At 68.2% G+C, this 14,572-nt stretch carries 12 protein-coding genes and 1 pseudogene; 9 read left to right on the top strand and 4 right to left on the bottom strand.

What is annotated here, in order from left to right:
- The first annotated feature begins 45 nt into the window (after positions 1-45).
- From OH735_RS03395 to OH735_RS03385, 3 genes are read left to right on the top strand one after another with little or no spacing between them, the layout of a single operon-like run.
- Positions 46-666, top strand: a complete 621-nt coding sequence (locus OH735_RS03395) for a site-specific integrase (protein WP_406379330.1) — start codon at positions 46-48, stop codon at positions 664-666.
- Positions 587-1,843 carry a tyrosine-type recombinase/integrase gene (locus tag OH735_RS03390; RefSeq protein WP_406379328.1) on the top strand — a complete coding sequence of 419 codons (1,257 nt, stop codon included), beginning with the start codon at positions 587-589 and terminating at the stop codon, positions 1,841-1,843. The genes OH735_RS03395 and OH735_RS03390 overlap by 80 nt, the downstream gene beginning before the upstream one ends.
- Positions 1,840-4,254 carry a tyrosine-type recombinase/integrase gene (locus OH735_RS03385; RefSeq protein ID WP_406379326.1) on the top strand — a complete coding sequence of 805 codons (2,415 nt, stop codon included), beginning with the start codon at positions 1,840-1,842 and terminating at the stop codon, positions 4,252-4,254. The genes OH735_RS03390 and OH735_RS03385 overlap by 4 nt, the downstream gene beginning before the upstream one ends.
- Here OH735_RS03385 and OH735_RS03380 read toward each other — a convergent pair.
- Complete coding sequence (locus tag OH735_RS03380) at positions 4,223-4,786, bottom strand: helix-turn-helix domain-containing protein (protein ID WP_406379324.1); 564 nt, start codon at positions 4,784-4,786, stop codon at positions 4,223-4,225. The genes OH735_RS03385 and OH735_RS03380 overlap by 32 nt on opposite strands.
- A 107-nt stretch (positions 4,787-4,893) precedes the next feature.
- On the opposite strand from OH735_RS03380, the gene def reads away from it, so the two are divergent.
- The 4 genes from def to OH735_RS03360 all read left to right on the top strand — a co-directional run bounded on the left by def (position 4,894) and on the right by OH735_RS03360 (position 8,499).
- Complete coding sequence (gene def, locus OH735_RS03375) at positions 4,894-5,553, top strand: peptide deformylase (RefSeq protein WP_406379322.1); 660 nt, start codon at positions 4,894-4,896, stop codon at positions 5,551-5,553.
- Between the two features lie 286 nt (positions 5,554-5,839).
- Positions 5,840-6,061, top strand: coding sequence for a recombinase (locus tag OH735_RS03370; protein ID WP_406379320.1), 222 nt, complete (start codon positions 5,840-5,842; stop codon positions 6,059-6,061).
- Positions 6,062-6,130: 69 nt separating this feature from the next.
- On the top strand, positions 6,131-7,753 hold the full coding sequence (locus OH735_RS03365) for an alpha/beta fold hydrolase (protein ID WP_406379318.1): 1,623 nt from the start codon (positions 6,131-6,133) through the stop codon (positions 7,751-7,753).
- Positions 7,754-7,800: 47 nt separating this feature from the next.
- Complete coding sequence (locus tag OH735_RS03360; protein ID WP_406379316.1) at positions 7,801-8,499, top strand: alpha/beta hydrolase; 699 nt, start codon at positions 7,801-7,803, stop codon at positions 8,497-8,499.
- A gap of 26 nt (positions 8,500-8,525) precedes the next feature.
- Here OH735_RS03360 and OH735_RS03355 read toward each other — a convergent pair whose 3' ends face one another.
- Positions 8,526-9,110: a GNAT family N-acetyltransferase gene (locus OH735_RS03355; protein WP_406379314.1), complete on the bottom strand. Its 585-nt coding sequence runs from the start codon at positions 9,108-9,110 to the stop codon at positions 8,526-8,528.
- Positions 9,111-9,254: 144 nt separating this feature from the next.
- On the opposite strand from OH735_RS03355, the pseudogene OH735_RS03350 reads away from it, so the two are divergent.
- Positions 9,255-12,231: pseudogene (locus tag OH735_RS03350) on the top strand (Tn3 family transposase); the annotation flags it as partial.
- On the opposite strand, the gene OH735_RS03345 reads toward OH735_RS03350, so the two are convergent.
- Positions 12,228-12,824, bottom strand: coding sequence for a hypothetical protein (locus OH735_RS03345; RefSeq protein ID WP_406379313.1), 597 nt, complete (start codon positions 12,822-12,824; stop codon positions 12,228-12,230). The pseudogene OH735_RS03350 and the gene OH735_RS03345 overlap by 4 nt on opposite strands.
- Positions 12,825-12,982: 158 nt before the next feature.
- Between OH735_RS03345 and OH735_RS03340 the strand changes: the two genes are divergently transcribed.
- A complete protein-coding gene (locus OH735_RS03340; RefSeq protein ID WP_406379311.1) occupies positions 12,983-13,420 on the top strand; it encodes a DUF4158 domain-containing protein in 438 nt (145 codons plus the stop codon).
- A 204-nt stretch (positions 13,421-13,624) separates the two neighbouring features.
- On the opposite strand, the gene OH735_RS03335 is transcribed toward OH735_RS03340, so the two are convergent.
- Positions 13,625-14,317, bottom strand: coding sequence for a DUF1062 domain-containing protein (locus tag OH735_RS03335; RefSeq protein ID WP_406379309.1), 693 nt, complete (start codon positions 14,315-14,317; stop codon positions 13,625-13,627).
- Between the last annotated feature and the right edge of the window lie 255 nt (positions 14,318-14,572).

Here is a 14,572-nt window from a genome sequence, read left to right as displayed (position 1 = left end):
CTAGGGACGGTCCGCAATGTCATCGCCCCGCACACGATCCTCAACATGCTCGCGCGCAGCTGCGAGGAGATCGCCGAGAGCGCCCCGGCGTTCGCCGGCACCAAGTTCACGCCGCACGACTTCCGTCGGCTCTTCGCTACCGAGATCGTCAACGGCGGCCTTCCAATCCACATCGGTGCCGCCCTCCTTGGACACCTGAATCTCCAGACGACACAGGGTTACGTCGCGGTCTTCGCCGAGGACATCGTCAAGCACTACCAGGAGTTCCTGAACCACCGCCGAGATCTGCGTCCCGAGCACGAGTACGGCGATGTCACCCCGGAGGAGTGGGCGGAGTTCGAGGAGCACTTCGACAAACGCAAGGTCGAACTCGGCAACTGCGCTCGTCCCTATGGATCACCCTGTCAGCATGAACACGTCCCGTTGACCGAACTAGGTTGGACGCGTCCTGGGCTCGTGCTGAGGTCAACGCATAGTGACCGCAAGGTGGTTGTAGCTGCTGCTGGAGCTCGTTGTAACTGCGCGTGTCGGGGCGGATCTGGTCTGATCGCGTGTCGTCGAGCACGTACGCCCCGTGGAGGTATGGATGCCAGAGCACAGCAGGACGGTCCGGGATGTGGCGGCGTTGACGGTGGCGCGGGTCGGCCGTGTCGAGAAGAGCGGTGACCCGCTGCGGCCGTTCCGGCTCGTGGACGCCGATGGCACCGAGGTGGCAGCGGTCAGTGAGTTTCTGCATCACATGCTCGCCGACGATGCGAGTCCGGCGTCGTTGCGGTCCTACGCGTACGAGCTGTTGGCGTGGGTCCGGTTCTTACGCGCGGTGGAGGTGCCCTGGTATCTCGCGAGCCGGGTCGAGGCCCGTGACTTCACACTGTGGCTGAAGACCACGAAGAAACCGCCGCGGCAGCGCCGTCCCGATGCGCCCGCGCCGGGCTCGGTGAACCCGATTACGGGGAAGGCCGCGCCTGGCGAGAACTATGCCGCTCGGACCAGGCGGCACGCTCGCGCGGTGATCCGGTCGTTCTACGAGTACCACCGTGAGACGCACGGCCGACCGCTGATCAACCCGTTTCCCCAGGGCGGGGCAGCTGAGGAGGGGAGCCCGAATGCCCACCACAATCCGATGCAGCCGTTCCGGCGCCCCGCCCGCCGGGGGACGTATCAGCCCAAGGAACCCAAGCCAACCCCGCGGATCATTCCTGACCAGGCATTCAATGACCTGTTCGCCGCGTTGAAGTGCAACCGGGACAGGGCCCTGGTCGCGTTCTACATCTCCACCGGCGCTCGCGCCTCTGAGCTGCTCGGCGTCGAGCAGGGCCTGGTCGCGCCCGAGGGCCAGACGATCGGCGTGGTCCGCAAGGGCAGCCAGACCCTCCAGCACCTTCCTGCCTCTGCGGACGCGTTCGTGTGGTTGCGGCTCTACCAGCAGGAACTCCGCAGCATGGTTCCCAAGGGCCCGTCGGAGCCGTTGTGGTGGACGCTTCGTCGGCCCTTTCGTCCGCTGGAGTACGACGCGGCCCGGATGGTCTTCACCCGCGCCAACCAGCTGCTCGGCGCGAACTGGACTCTGCACGACCTGAGGCACAGCGCGGCCAAGAGGATGGTCCGCGATCCGAATCTGACCCTCGCCGACGTGCAATGGGTCCTGGGGCATGCCCACATCACCACCACGGAGATTTATATCGCTCCCACTCCCGACGAGGTCGTCGCTCACGTCCTGGCCCACCATGAACGGCAGCGCACCGAGCTGGCCAAGCCGCCGGCCCCGCCGGCGCCCGGCTACCGCCCCGAAGTGCTGGCAGCACTGTTCGGCACATCGACTGCCCACGGGACTCGCCGGTGAATCCGATCGCGCAGGCCGCTGTCCCCACGCCCGTCGAGTCGCCGGAGGAGGACAAGCCTCTGGAGTGGGAACCACGAGTGTGCGAAGCGAGCTGGTGGCAGACCCGTCAGAGCCGGGAGAGCCTGGCCAAACGGCTGCTGGGATTGTTCACCGACCCCAGTGCGGGCCTCACCCGTGACAAGACACGGCGGCGGGGCCTGAGTAAGGCGCTGGACTGGCTCGAAGGTCAGCCGGGAGAGACCTGGCAGGACCGCTGGATGGCCAGCGGAGCGGACACCGCCGGCTTCGAGTGGACCGATTTGCCCCTGAAGGGACGCGGCGCAACCAAACGCCACCTGCGCGATGAACTGGCCACGGGGCTGGCGCTCCTGGTCGCCGGGCAGGCGATCCGCCCCAGCTACCTGTGGCTGCTGCGGCAACGCCTGACAGTGATGCTCACCGAGACCCGGGCCGCCAGCGACCCCGACGTCTTCCAGCGGCTCGACCAACTGGCTCAACACGCGACAGCCGCAGCCAGGTCCGATGCCCTGAACAAGCTCACCTGGATCGTGATCCGCAAGGGCGGACTGGTCAGCGACATCACCGTCGGCGACTGCATCGAGCTGACAGCCGCGCTGGAGGAACACCACTTCCGCGGCAGCGCGGGCCGGCCGCTGTTCTACGCCCTACTCAAGGAGACCGGCGTGCTCCCGGTCAGTGCACCACCGCGGCTGCGGGTGCTTCGGATCGAGGGCCGTCGCAGCGTCGAGCAGATCGTCGACGGGTACGGCATCGAGTGCCGGGCCGTCCGTGATCTGCTGGTCGAGTACTTCACCGAGCGGGCTCCCGAGCTCGACCACGTCTCGCTGCGTTCCATCGCCCGCAACCTGTGCCGGTTGTTCTGGCGCGACCTGGAGATCCACCATCCGGGCATCGACTCGCTGCGACTGGCACCTGAGGTCGCGCAGGCGTGGAAAGAACGTCTGGCCCACATTCGTGACGATAAGGGCCACCCGGTGCGTCCGCGGGTGAACTTCCGCAGCGAGCTGGTGTTCATCCGGGCGTTCTACCAGGACATCGCCCGCTGGGCCGCCGACGATCCGGCTCGGTGGGCGCCCTGGGTGGCGCCGTGTCCAATCAAGGCGAGCGAGTGCGCGACGAAGAAGTCCAGGTCCCGGGTGAAGTCCCGGATGGACCAACGGACCAGGACCCAGCTGCCGTTGCTGCCTGCCCTGCTTCGCGTCGTCGACCAGCAGCGCAAGGACGCCGAGGCCCGCATCACCGCAGCTCGCGCGACACCGGCCGGTGGACGGTTCCTCATTGCCGGGGAGGAGTTCGAACGCTGCCGGTCCGGGCAGGCCGGCCGCGTCTACGTCACAGAGGTGGCCACCGACAGGCGGCGGAACCTGACGCACGAGGAAGAGGCGGCTTTCTGGTCCTGGGCAACGGTGGAGGTGCTGCGGCACACCGGTATCCGGATCGAGGAGATGCTGGAGCTCACCCACCACAGCTTCATCGCCTACGCCCTGCCCACCACCGGCGAGGTGGTGCCGATGCTGCAGGTCGCCCCGTCCAAGACCGATGCGGAACGCCTGCTGCTGGTCTCCCCGGAACTGGCGGAGGTACTGACCGCGGTCATCTTCCGGGTCCGGGCTGGGAACGTCGCCCTTCCTTTGGTGTCGGCATACGACGTGTTCGAGCAGACCTGGAGCCCGCCCATGCCGTTCCTGTTCCAACGCCGGTACGGCACCGAGGACCGACCGCTCACCCGCAGCTACATCCGCGAGTGCCTGGTCGCCACCTCGCAGTCCGCCCAGATCACCGTGGCAGGCGACCCGCTCGAATGGCGCCCCCACGACTTCAGAAGGATCTTCGTGACCGACGCCATCCGCTCCGGACTGCCCCCGCACATCGCCGCGAAGATCTGCGGCCACGCCGCTCTGGACACGACCATGGGCTATGCCGCGATCTACCCGGAAGATGTGATTTCCCACCACCGGGCATTCATCGCCCGCCGCAGAACCGAGCGGCCCAGCGAGGAGTACCGCGAGCTCACCGCCACCGAATGGGCTGAGTTCCTCTCGCACTTCGAACTCCGCAAGGTCGCTCTGGGAACCTGCGGCCGCGACTACGCGACCCCCTGCCAGCATGAAAACGCCTGTGTCAGGTGTCCCCTACTTCTCGTGGACCCGGCCCAGATGCCTCGCCTCCAGGAGATCCACGGCAACCTCATCGACCGGCTCCAGGAGGCCAAAGACCAGGGCTGGCTCGGTGAGGTCGCCGCGATCGAGACCACCCTGGCCGCTGCCGCGCAGAAGCTGGAGGCCATGCGCGACCGCGCAGCGCAACCGTCCACCGTTCACCTCGGCATGCCCGACATCCGCACGGCTGCCGGCAGGCTCACCGACCAAGGAGGGGGAACAGCCGGGTGACCGCAGCTACGGCCACGGTGCCTGCCGGGCGCGCGGCGGGTCGTTGGTCCCGTTCGCGATAGTCGGCCAGTAGGCAGCGGATGGACGTGGCGAGTTCGGCCATTTCCGCTGGAGTGAGGTGGACCACGGCGCTGAAGGACTCGTCGTGCTGCCACTCGCTCGGCGCCTGCTCTCGGTGAGCCAGCCAATGTTGATAGCTCTCATCTTCCAGTCCACGCGCGAGCGCGGCGAACTCTTCCGGCGCTTCCCGGTCGGACTGATCTGAGGACGCCCAGCGCAGCTGCCACGGCCGTGCCCGGCCGCCGTTGTGTGGCGCTTCTTCAATGAGGCCGTGCCGGGCGAGTTGGCGCAGATGAAAGGAGCAGAGGCCGGAACTGTGGCCAAGGCGGGCGGCGGCCTGGGTCGACGTGGCTGTGCCGACCTCGGCGAGCAGGTCCAGCAAGGCGACGCGCACGGGATGGTCGGGAAGTTGCTGCCGGGCGCGATGCGGCAGTGGGTCCGTGGACGCGGCTTGACGGTTTTCATCGCTCATTTTGCAAAGGGTGCTACTTTGCAAAGCATTCGGTCAAGCTGGGCCGCGGGCCGGCCGGGGCCTCAGCCCTGGCCGACTGAGGCATGTGCGGAAGGCGTTGATATTTCATGGCTGTTGGGTTCGGTGACACCTCGCAGGACCACCGGGTGCGCGTGCTGGGTGAACCCGTCGATTCCTATCCGCGGCTCGCGCCGGAGGTCGAACGGGGTTCGGTGCGCCGCATCACCGTCGTCGGGGAAGAGATTCTGCGGCAGCGGTGCCGGGAGGTCACGCAGTTCGGTACGCCGGAGCTGTCGCAGCTGGTGGACGACATGTTCGCTACGAACCAGGTGGCGGAGGGCGCGGGGCTTGCCGCCAACCAAGTCGACGTGGACCTGCAGTTGTTCATGTGGGACATCACGGACGAGTGGGGGGTGCGTCACGTCGGGCACATCGCCAACCCCGTCCTGGACGAGGTGCCGACCGAGCAGCGCAGGCTGGTCGAAGAACCCGAAGGCTGTCTGTCCGTTCCCGGCCCCTACCGGGTGGTGCCCCGCCTCGACCGTGCTGTCGTGCGAGGCCGTGACAAGAACGGCAAGCCGCTCGTGATCGAGGGCAGAGGGTACTTCGCCCGGTGCCTGCAGCACGAGACAGACCACCTTCATGGTCACCTGTATCTGGACCGGCTTGCCCAGCGGGAACGAAAGGCAGCCCTCCGCGAGATGGCTGCGTCCAAGGACGAGATGTTCGCCCGGCGTGCCGCCCTGGCCAAGAAACTGGGCAAGTAACACCGTTCCCCACATATTCAGTGATGCCGCCGACTGACGAACCGCCGAGCCCGCCTACTCCAGCGAGCGTTGAGCTATGTCCGCTCTTCCTCCACGTCTTCCTGTTTGCCAGGGTCTCGCAGGGGCGCAGGCCAAGTAAGAGGGGTGATCCTCCTCGACTCGCGACACGCCCGGCAGGGCCCGGTCGTCCAACTTGTCCACCACTACGTTCTGTGGTGGGCGCGGCCTGGAACCCCAACCCGTCTTCATGCTGGGTTAGTTCGGATAAGCCTGCGTACGATGCCCGATGCTGCAGGTCAGCCCGAAGATGCTGCCGAGGCTCGCAGAGATCGAGAAGGACCTGATCCTCCGTCGCAAGCGAGCCGAGGAGGAGCAGTGGCTCGGTGAGATCGAGGGCATCGACCTGACCCTGACCTTCGTCCGCACCAAGCAGGCCGGCGCGGCCCGCCTCACGCGCCGAACCCCCGTCGCCCTCGGCATCCCAACCGTCCCATCCCCGAACAGATGACGCCCAGGGGCGGACGCCGGCGGTGACACTCCCGAAAGACGGAGGCTACGGCGTGAGTGAATAGGGGGCATGCTCTTCGACTTCACGCACGACCACGACGGTGAACGGCTCAGCAGCGTATACGGCGGTGACCCTTCCGGGGTCACCGCCGTGGTGCTGCATGGCGCAGGCACCAGCTGCACGGAGCGACTACTCCCGCTGGTACGGGAGTTCGCGGCCCACGGCTGTCGCGGGATCGCCTTCGACTTCTCCGGGCACGGCGAAAGCACCGGAAAGCTCAGTGAGTTGAGCCTGCGACGACGGTTCGAGCAGGCCGTCGCAGTGATCGACGCGTATGCGGGAGAGGACGGACCGCTGGCCCTGGTGGGGTTCAGCATGAGCGGCCAGACCGTGGCCGATCTCGTCCGGCACTACGGAGACCGGGTAGCGGCGCTGGGGCTGTGCGCGCCCGCCGTGTACACCGCCGAGGCGTGGGACGTGCCCTTCGGGGACGGAAACGGGCGCTTCAGCGGGATCATCCGGCAGCCGGACAGCTGGCGGGAGGCACCCGCGCTTCAGGTGCTGCGGGCGTACGAGGGCCGGGCGGTGCTCGCTGTTCCGGGCACGGACACGGTAATCCCGGCCGCGGTGACCGAGGCCGTACAGGACGCGCTGGCCGCGCGCGCCCAGTACACGCGGTTCGACCTTCCGGACGCACAGCACCAGCTGGGATTGTGGTTCCGCGACAACGGCGACGACCGGCGGGAGTTCGTTGAGGCGGTGCTGACTGGCCTCGACGACCGTGGCTGGACGGCGACGCGTGCGTGGGTGGCCAAGCAGCTCGGCCACGGCCGCACGGTCGCCGACTCGCACCTGCTGTCCGGCGGCTGGAGCTCCCAGATGCGCCGGCTCACGCTCGACGACGGCACGGCTCTGGTGCAACGCACCTTCGTAAAACCGTTCTTCCGCCACCACGGACCAGGGCTGCTGGCCCGCGAGGCGTCCATTCTGGCGCTGTTCGCCGGGCAGGAAGGCATCCCGGCGCCCGGTCTCGTCGCTGTGGACGCCACGGCCGAACACTGCGACCACCCGACCCTGTTGATGTCCGCCCTGCCGGGCCGCGTCCGCGTCGACGAGGACGACCTCGACCGGCGCCTGGACCTGCTCGCGGCCCAGCTCGTCCGCGTCCACGACGTCGTACCGGCCGAAAGACCGCGCACTTACCAGGCGTGGACGTCACCGGACCGCGTCCGCACCCCGGACGGCCCCCTGTGGGAGCGGGCCGTGGAAGTGATCCGCCGCGACCCGCCGCCGTACGAAGGCTGCTTCCTCCACCGCGATTTCCACCCCGGGAACGTGCTCTTCACGGGAACCGGGCCGGGGCTGCAAATCACCGGTGTCGTGGACTGGGTCGAGACCTCGTGGGGACCTGCCGACCTCGACGTGGCGCACTGCTCGACCGCGCTCGCGCTGCTGCACGGGCCGACGTACGGGCTGGACTTCCGCGAGCGGTATGAGGCACACGGCGGCCGCGACCTCGCCGAGGACCACGACCACCTGTACTGGCGGCTGCTCGACGCCCTGCACTACTGCCCCGACGCGGCAAAGCTGGCCGGGCCGTGGCGTGACCTGGGGCGAGACGATCTGACGTCCGAGGTGCTGGGAGCACGGCTGGAGGCGTACGTGGACGGACTGCTGCAACGATACGGCTGACCGGCCCTGGATCACTCGTCTGACACCGACCCGAGGAGGCGTGCGCATTGGCCGCCGTAGTGCTCGTTCATGGCCTGTATCACCGTCCCGAACACTTCGCCCTGGTGGCAGAACGTGTACGGACCGCAGGAACTGAGGTCGTCGTTCCCGAGCTCCACCGGGGCTCATTGACCGCTGACACGGCCGCGGTCCAGGCTGTGATCGACTCGCTGCCGGAGCCTCCGACTGTGCTCGGTCACTCCTACGGCGGGTCAGTGATCACCGGGGTGCGCGGGGCGGGACACCTGGTCTATCTGGCGGCCTTCGTGCCGGATGTCGGCGAGAGCGCGGCCGGTCTGAGTGGCGCGTCCTCGCAACTCCAGGACGCGATCACCCCTGAACCCGACGGCTCGACCAGCCTGCACCCCGACCGGGCTGCCGACACCCTCTACGGCGACTGTCCCGAACCTCTCGCCGCCTGGGCTGCTGGCCTGCTGCGTGCGCAAGCCTCCGGCTGCGGGCGAGGCATCCCAGAGCGGCACAGCTGGAAACACACTCCCTCCACCTACGTCGTCTGCGCGCAGGACCGGGCCATCGACCCAGTCCTGCAGCGGAAGATGGCCTCGCGCTGCACCGACGTGCGCGAGTGGCAGACGGGCCACTCCCCGTTCGTAGGACGGCCCGATCTCGTCGTTGAACTTCTGCAGGAACTGCTCGCCGCCGATACCCCGCGCCAGCCCGATGAAGGCGTCACAACCGGTCGTTGATGTGGCAGGTACAGGCAACTGCGTGATCAGGCGCTGGACTTGGCCGCGATCCTGGTGAGCAGCTTGTCGCGCAGAGCAGGCCATTCGTCCGCAAGCACGCTGTAGTACAGCGAGTCACGACGCGTGCCGTCCTGGCGCATCATGTGGCTGCGCAACGTCCCCTCGTACACGAGTCCCAGCCGTGTGAGGGCCTGCTGGGAACGCACGTTGAGGTTGTCGGTGCGCAAGGCAATCCTGACCAGGCCCAGATCATCAAAGGCGTGCCCGAACAGCAGCAGCTTGGATTCGGCGTTGTAGGGGCCGCCCCAGCACGAACGATCGAACCAGGTGGCGCCAATCTCAGCACGCCCCTCGGCAAGATCAAGCGCATACAGGCTGGTCGAGCCGACGACCGCCTCGTCCGCCAGGCGTTGAACCGCGAAGCACCGTCGGGCCGGATCCTCCAGCATCTCGCCGATCAACGCCCGCATCTGTATCAGAGAGTCGGGGCGGGGCCGGGGCATCCACCGCCATACCTCGGGATCTGACGCAGAGGTGAACAGCGCTTCGGCATGGCTGACGGACAGTGGGATGAGGCGGACGGCGCGGCCCAGGAGAGAGTCGTTACTCACCACTGCACCGTAGCTCCGGGATCACTGTCATACAGCCGAGATGATGACCAACGCTGCCTTGGATCGACCTTGGTCTTCGGCAGCACCCCAGTCCCCTCGCATGCTCGGCCTCCGCCTTCAGGGTTCGCCTGGCTTGACTTGGTGCAGAGAAGCACCGTGCGCTACATCGGCCGGTTCCTCCCTGACGACCCGCTGGACGTTCCGTGGGGGGTGGTGGAGTACCTCGGGGAGCAGCTCGGCATCGAGGACGTCTCGTGCGTGAAGCAGTACACCGAGCGCAAGCCAACGGCGTACGAGCACGCGTGGGAGATCCGGGACGCGTACGAGTACCACGAGTACGACGACCCGGAGTGGGGGCGGAAGTTCCGTACGTTCCTGCACGGCCGGGCCTGGACGCACGCCGAGGGGCCGGTGGCGCTGTTCAACCAGGCGGTGGGCTGGCTGCGCCGGCACCGCGTGCTGCTGCCTGGGGTGTCGGTGTTGGCCCGGAAGGTGTCAGAGGTCCGGACGGTCGCGGAAAAGCGGCTGCACGCCACGGTCGCCAGGGCGGCCAGGCGCGCGGACGCGGCGCTGCCCGGGGACCTGGTGGCCACGCTGGTGACGCCGGAGGGCGCCCGGTTCTCGGAGCTGGAGCGGCTGCGCCGACCGCCGACGCGGACGACGGGCACGGCGTTCGCCCGGTCGCTGGAGCGGGTCGATGAGATCAGCGCGTTCCAGCTGGGCCGGGTGCGGCTGTCGCAGGTCCCGCCGAACCGGCTGGCCGCTCTGGCGCGCTACGGGCTGGGCTCGAAGGCGGCGAGCCTCGAGCGCGCCGAGGAGCCCAAGCGCACCGCAATGCTCACCGCGGTGATGCGGCACCTGGAAGCGAAGGCCATCGACGAGGCGCTGGACCTGTTCCAGGTGCTGATGGCGACGCGGCTGATCAGCACAGCGAAGCGGGCCACGGAAAAGGAACGGCTGTCCACGCTGCCGCAGCTGGAGAAGGCGTCACGGTTGCTCGCGCGGGCGGCGAAGGTGCTGTTCGAGGAACTGGAGCTGGTCGAGACGCACGGCGCCGATCTGGACGCCGGCGCGCTGTGGGCGGCGGTCGAGGAGGTCGCCCCGCGGGAGACGGTGATGACCGCGGCCGCGCTGGTGGTCTCCCTGGTGCCCGAGGACGAGGGCTCCGCCGACGTCGCGATGCGGGCGGCCCTGACCACCCGCTACAACACGGTGCGCCCGTTCCTGGCGCTGCTGGGAGAGTCGAAGGCCCTCCAGGCGGCGCCCCCCGGCGCGCGGGTACTGGCCGGGGTGCAGCGGCTGCCCGCGCTGGCCCGGCGGCGGGTGAAGGACAAGCCGCTGCTGCCGCGCGAGGTCGATGACAAGCTGGTGCCGGCCGCGTGGCGCAAGGCGGTGTACGCGAATGCCGACCTGCCGCAGGGGTCGGTGGACCGGGACGCGTACGTGGTGTGCGTGCTGGAGCAGCTGCACCGCGCCCTTCAACGCCGTGACGTGTTCGCCTCGCCCTCGCACCGCTGGTCCAACCCGAGGGCCCGCCTCCTGGACGGGCCGGAGTGGGAGGCGGTGTGCGAGGACGTACTGGCCGGGCTGAGCCTGGACATGCCCGTCACCGAGCACCTGGCGGAGCTGGTGCGGGCCCTGGACGCGGGCTGGAAGCAGATGGCCGAGCGCCTGGAGTCGGCGGGCGCCGTCGCGAAGGTGTCGCTGGACATCCAGCCGAACGGCCGGGTGAAGCTGAACGTGGCGAAGCTCGGCGCGCTCGGCGAGCCGAAGTCCCTGACCTGGCTGCGCAAGCGCGTCGAGAAGATGCTCCCGAAGATCGGCCTGCCGGACCTGTTGTTCGAGGTCCAGTCCTGGACCGGATTCCTCGACGCCTTCGTGCACCTTGGGGACGGCACCACCCGGATGAAGGACCTGACCACCTCGGTCGTCGCGTTGCTGGTGAGCGAGGCATGCAACATCGGCATGACCCCGGTCACCAACCCCGCGCACGAGGCCCTCACCCGCTCCCGCCTGGTCCACGTCGACCAGTTCTACCTCCGGGCCGACACCATCGCCGCGGCGAACGCGATGCTGATCGAAGCCCAGTCTCAGGTGCCGATCGTGGCGTACTGGGGTGACGGTCTGCTGGCCTCGGTCGACGGGCTCCGGTTCGTGGTCCCGGTGCGGACCATCAGCTCGGCACCGTCGCCGAAGTACTTCGGCTTCAAGCGCGGCATCACCTGGCTGAACGCCGTCAACGACCAGGTCGCGGGTATCGGGCAGATGGTCGTCCCGGGCACCCCGCGCGACTCCCTGCACATCCTGGACGCGCTGCTGAACCTGGACGGCGGGGTGAAGCCGGAGATGGTGGCGACCGACAACGCCTCCTACTCCGACATCGTGTTCGGGATCTTCAAGATCCTGGGCTACAACTTCAGCCCCCGTTTCAAGGACCTGGACGACCAGCGGTTCTGGCGGGCGACGATGCCCGGAGTGGAGACGGGGACGTACGGCGTGCTGGAACCGCTCGCGCGGAACCGGGTCAACCTGAAGAAGATCGAGACGTGGTGGCCGGACATGCTCCGGGTCGCGGGCTCCCTGGTCACCAACCAGGTCCGCGCCTACGACCTGCTGCGGATGTTCGGCCGCGAGGGCCACCCCACCCCGCTGGGACAGGCGTTCGCCGAGTACGGGCGGATCGCCAAGACCGAGCACCTGCTGCGCATGGTCGACCCGGTCGACGACACCTACCGTCGTCAGATGAACCGGCAGCTCACCGTGCAGGAGTCGCGCCACAAGCTCGCGAGGGACGTGTGCCACGGCAAGCGCGGCACCATCCACCAGGCGTACCGGGACGGAATGGAGGACCAGCTCGGCGCGCTCGGCCTGGTCCTCAACGCCATCGTGCTCTGGACGACGAAGTACATCGACGCCGCCGTCGCCCAGCTGAAGGCCGAGGGCCACGAGATCCGGGACGAGGACATCGCCCGGCTCTCCCCCTCTCAAGCACCGCAATCTGAATCTGCTCGGCCGCTACAGCTTCACCGCCTCGACCCCGGCCGCCGGCGCCCTGCGCCCGCTGCGCGACCCGGACGCGCCGGAGCTGGACGAGGACGACGACGGGGCCGGACCGGACTAGTCGTGGCCGACCAGGGCGGTGATGAGCTTGCGGGCCCTCGCTTTGGTCAGCCGCTTCGCGGCCGTCGCGCACCGCTGCCGGGGAGCCCTCGGCGCGATGTCGCTGCCCTTGATCACCTTGGCGAACTCGGCGTCGAACCGCTCCTTGCCGACCTTCTCCGCGAGCGTGGTCAGGTACTTCACCTGTGCCTCGGTGGCCGGCTCGGTCTTCGCCTGCTTCCGCCGCTCCTGTGCAGGAGCGTAGATCTGCTTGTAGTGCTCCTTGCGGGCCTCCTCCGACTCCGGGCTGCGGCAGGTGATGTGCACGCCCTCGAACCAGGTCTGGGTGCCCGGCTTGCCGGTCACCGCCTCCCACAGCGCGTCCGCCGTCAGCTTCTCCTCGTCGACGCCCTCGGTCAGGCCGGGGCCGACGAGCCCGTAGTAGCCGGTCTTGCCCCGGGGGATCACCGTGAAGCCGGCCGGGACGGCATGGGCTTCGAGCCAGTCCCGGCCGCACCCGCAGTGGCGGGCGTGGTACCCGGCCCATTTCCGTTCCAGCGGCTCGTACACCAGCCGGTCACCGTAGTACTTCGGATCTCTCGCGAACCCAGACACGGCCCGCAGTCTTCCACCGGCGGCCCCGGCGGGGACAGCCCGCCGTCAACGGCCCTCGTGGAGGATCCGGAACGACCGGTAGCGACAACTGGCCGATCTTGATTTCGGTTCGATGACTCACCCTGTTTCCGCTGTTCAGCGGTCCTACGGTCCGGGTCATGCCAGTTGATTTCCTCTCTGATGATCAGGTTTCCCGCTTCGGCCGGTTCGCTGCCGTGCCCTCTCCCGGTGAGCTGGAGCAGTTCTTCCGCCTGGACGCGCAGGCGCTCGCCCTGGCCGGTGCGAAGCGGGCTCCGGCGAACCGGCTGGGGTGGGCGGTGCAGTGGGGCTGTGTGCGGATGTTCGGGGTGTTCCCGACCGAAGACCTGTCCGTCGTACCGGCCGCGGTGGTGCGGTTCGCAGCCGAGCAGCTCGACGTCGAGCCGGAGGAGTTCGCGGCGTACCGGGCCAGGCGGCAGAACACCGGTACGAGCACGCGTGGGAGATCCGGGACGCTTACGGCTACCGCGAGTTCCCCGCTGCCGAGGGCGATCGTTATCTGGGGTTGTCAACCTGAACTCGCTGGTCAGAGAGAAATCAGGCGTTCTGTCACATGAGGCACACTCAGCCCCGTGGCGTTGCACAGGTGACCTGCGACAGCGAATCTTGAGCGGCTGTTGCCGTTCCGATCCTGTGGGGTGTTGGTCGAACGGGAGTCTCGATCGGGTGACTGTGGCTGGTGCCGCACAGAGCAGGGCCTCCTGGCAGCTCGAAGGTTGTCTACACCAACAGGCTGTCCAGAAGGCCCTGCTGCCCCGCTCTTACGCTCCCGCCGCCGATCGCGACACGTGCTGCGGCGTGTCGTGCAACCCGACGCGGCTCAGGTCGGTGCGCACGTCGGTCGGAGCGCCAAGGAGCTTCGAGTGCTTCGCAGCATCGACGGAACCGAGATCGTGGATGGTGAGCTCGAAGTCACGATGCGCCTTGGCGTCCAGGGCCAGCGGCAGGTGGATACGCCCGTCCCCGACCATGCGTCGTACCCCACTGCGGCTGAGACCGAGCCCGAGCATGAGCAGTCGTTCGACCCGGACCGGCGCGGGCAGCTCGAAGCTGACCAGGACCTTGAACGGTGCCGGGTCGTCGAGTGCGTAGAGGGGCGTGCGGGTCTCCACCTCCCACGTACCGGTCCAGTCGAGGCGGTATCCGTTCTTCGCGGCCAGCGACGCACTCATCGTCAGCTCCCGTACCACGGCTGGGTCATTGTTCTCGTACGCCACCAGGCGAGCGGGCTCCAGCGACGAGACGTGGACGCGCTCGTGGACGGGCACCTTCGAGGTCCGGTCGCACCCTGCACAGCTCAGGAGAAGCCAGACGTCGAGGAGTTTGCCGCTCGCGTTGACACGGATCTTGCCCGAGGGACGGTGCCGGCTGCCGGAGCAGTCCGGGCAGGGGCGTACGACGGTGGGCAGCGCGGACTCACGCACGGCCCACAGGGCCTTGCGGTCAGTATTCATGGATGTGGTTGCTTTCAGGACTGACCAGGAGCTCTCGCAGGCGAGGCTGCGGCTCCTGGGATATGACGGATGCACACGAGGGCGCGAGTCATCGCCTCGGGGCCGAGTCGTCAGGCTCCGGGGTCAACCGCGCGACAGATTGGCTTTGCTACGTGGCAGCCGTTACAGGTCCATGCAGGCGATCATGATCGAGGCCACGGCCCGCGAGCAACTCGTTTTCCGCGGGCCGCCCGCCGACAGGCCGTGGCAGCGCCT

Origin of the sequence: Streptomyces sp. NBC_01618, from assembly GCF_045209435.1 — a bacterium.
Taxonomy (GTDB): Bacteria; Actinomycetota; Actinomycetes; order Streptomycetales; family Streptomycetaceae; genus Streptomyces.
This window is presented reverse-complemented; position numbering and strand designations above follow the sequence as displayed.

Excerpts from the sequence above, each read along its gene's own strand:
- OH735_RS03395 (WP_406379330.1), top strand. The coding sequence starts at position 46 with ATGCTCGCGCGCAGCTGCGAGGAGATCGCCGAGAGCGCCCCGGCGTTC.
- OH735_RS03390 (WP_406379328.1), top strand. The coding sequence starts at position 587 with ATGCCAGAGCACAGCAGGACGGTCCGGGATGTGGCGGCGTTGACGGTG.
- OH735_RS03380 (WP_406379324.1), bottom strand. The coding sequence starts at position 4,786 with ATGAGCGATGAAAACCGTCAAGCCGCGTCCACGGACCCACTGCCGCAT.
- def (WP_406379322.1), top strand. The coding sequence starts at position 4,894 with ATGGCTGTTGGGTTCGGTGACACCTCGCAGGACCACCGGGTGCGCGTG.
- OH735_RS03370 (WP_406379320.1), top strand. The coding sequence starts at position 5,840 with ATGCTGCAGGTCAGCCCGAAGATGCTGCCGAGGCTCGCAGAGATCGAG.
- OH735_RS03365 (WP_406379318.1), top strand. The coding sequence starts at position 6,131 with ATGCTCTTCGACTTCACGCACGACCACGACGGTGAACGGCTCAGCAGC.
- OH735_RS03340 (WP_406379311.1), top strand. The coding sequence starts at position 12,983 with ATGCCAGTTGATTTCCTCTCTGATGATCAGGTTTCCCGCTTCGGCCGG.
- OH735_RS03335 (WP_406379309.1), bottom strand. The coding sequence starts at position 14,317 with ATGAATACTGACCGCAAGGCCCTGTGGGCCGTGCGTGAGTCCGCGCTG.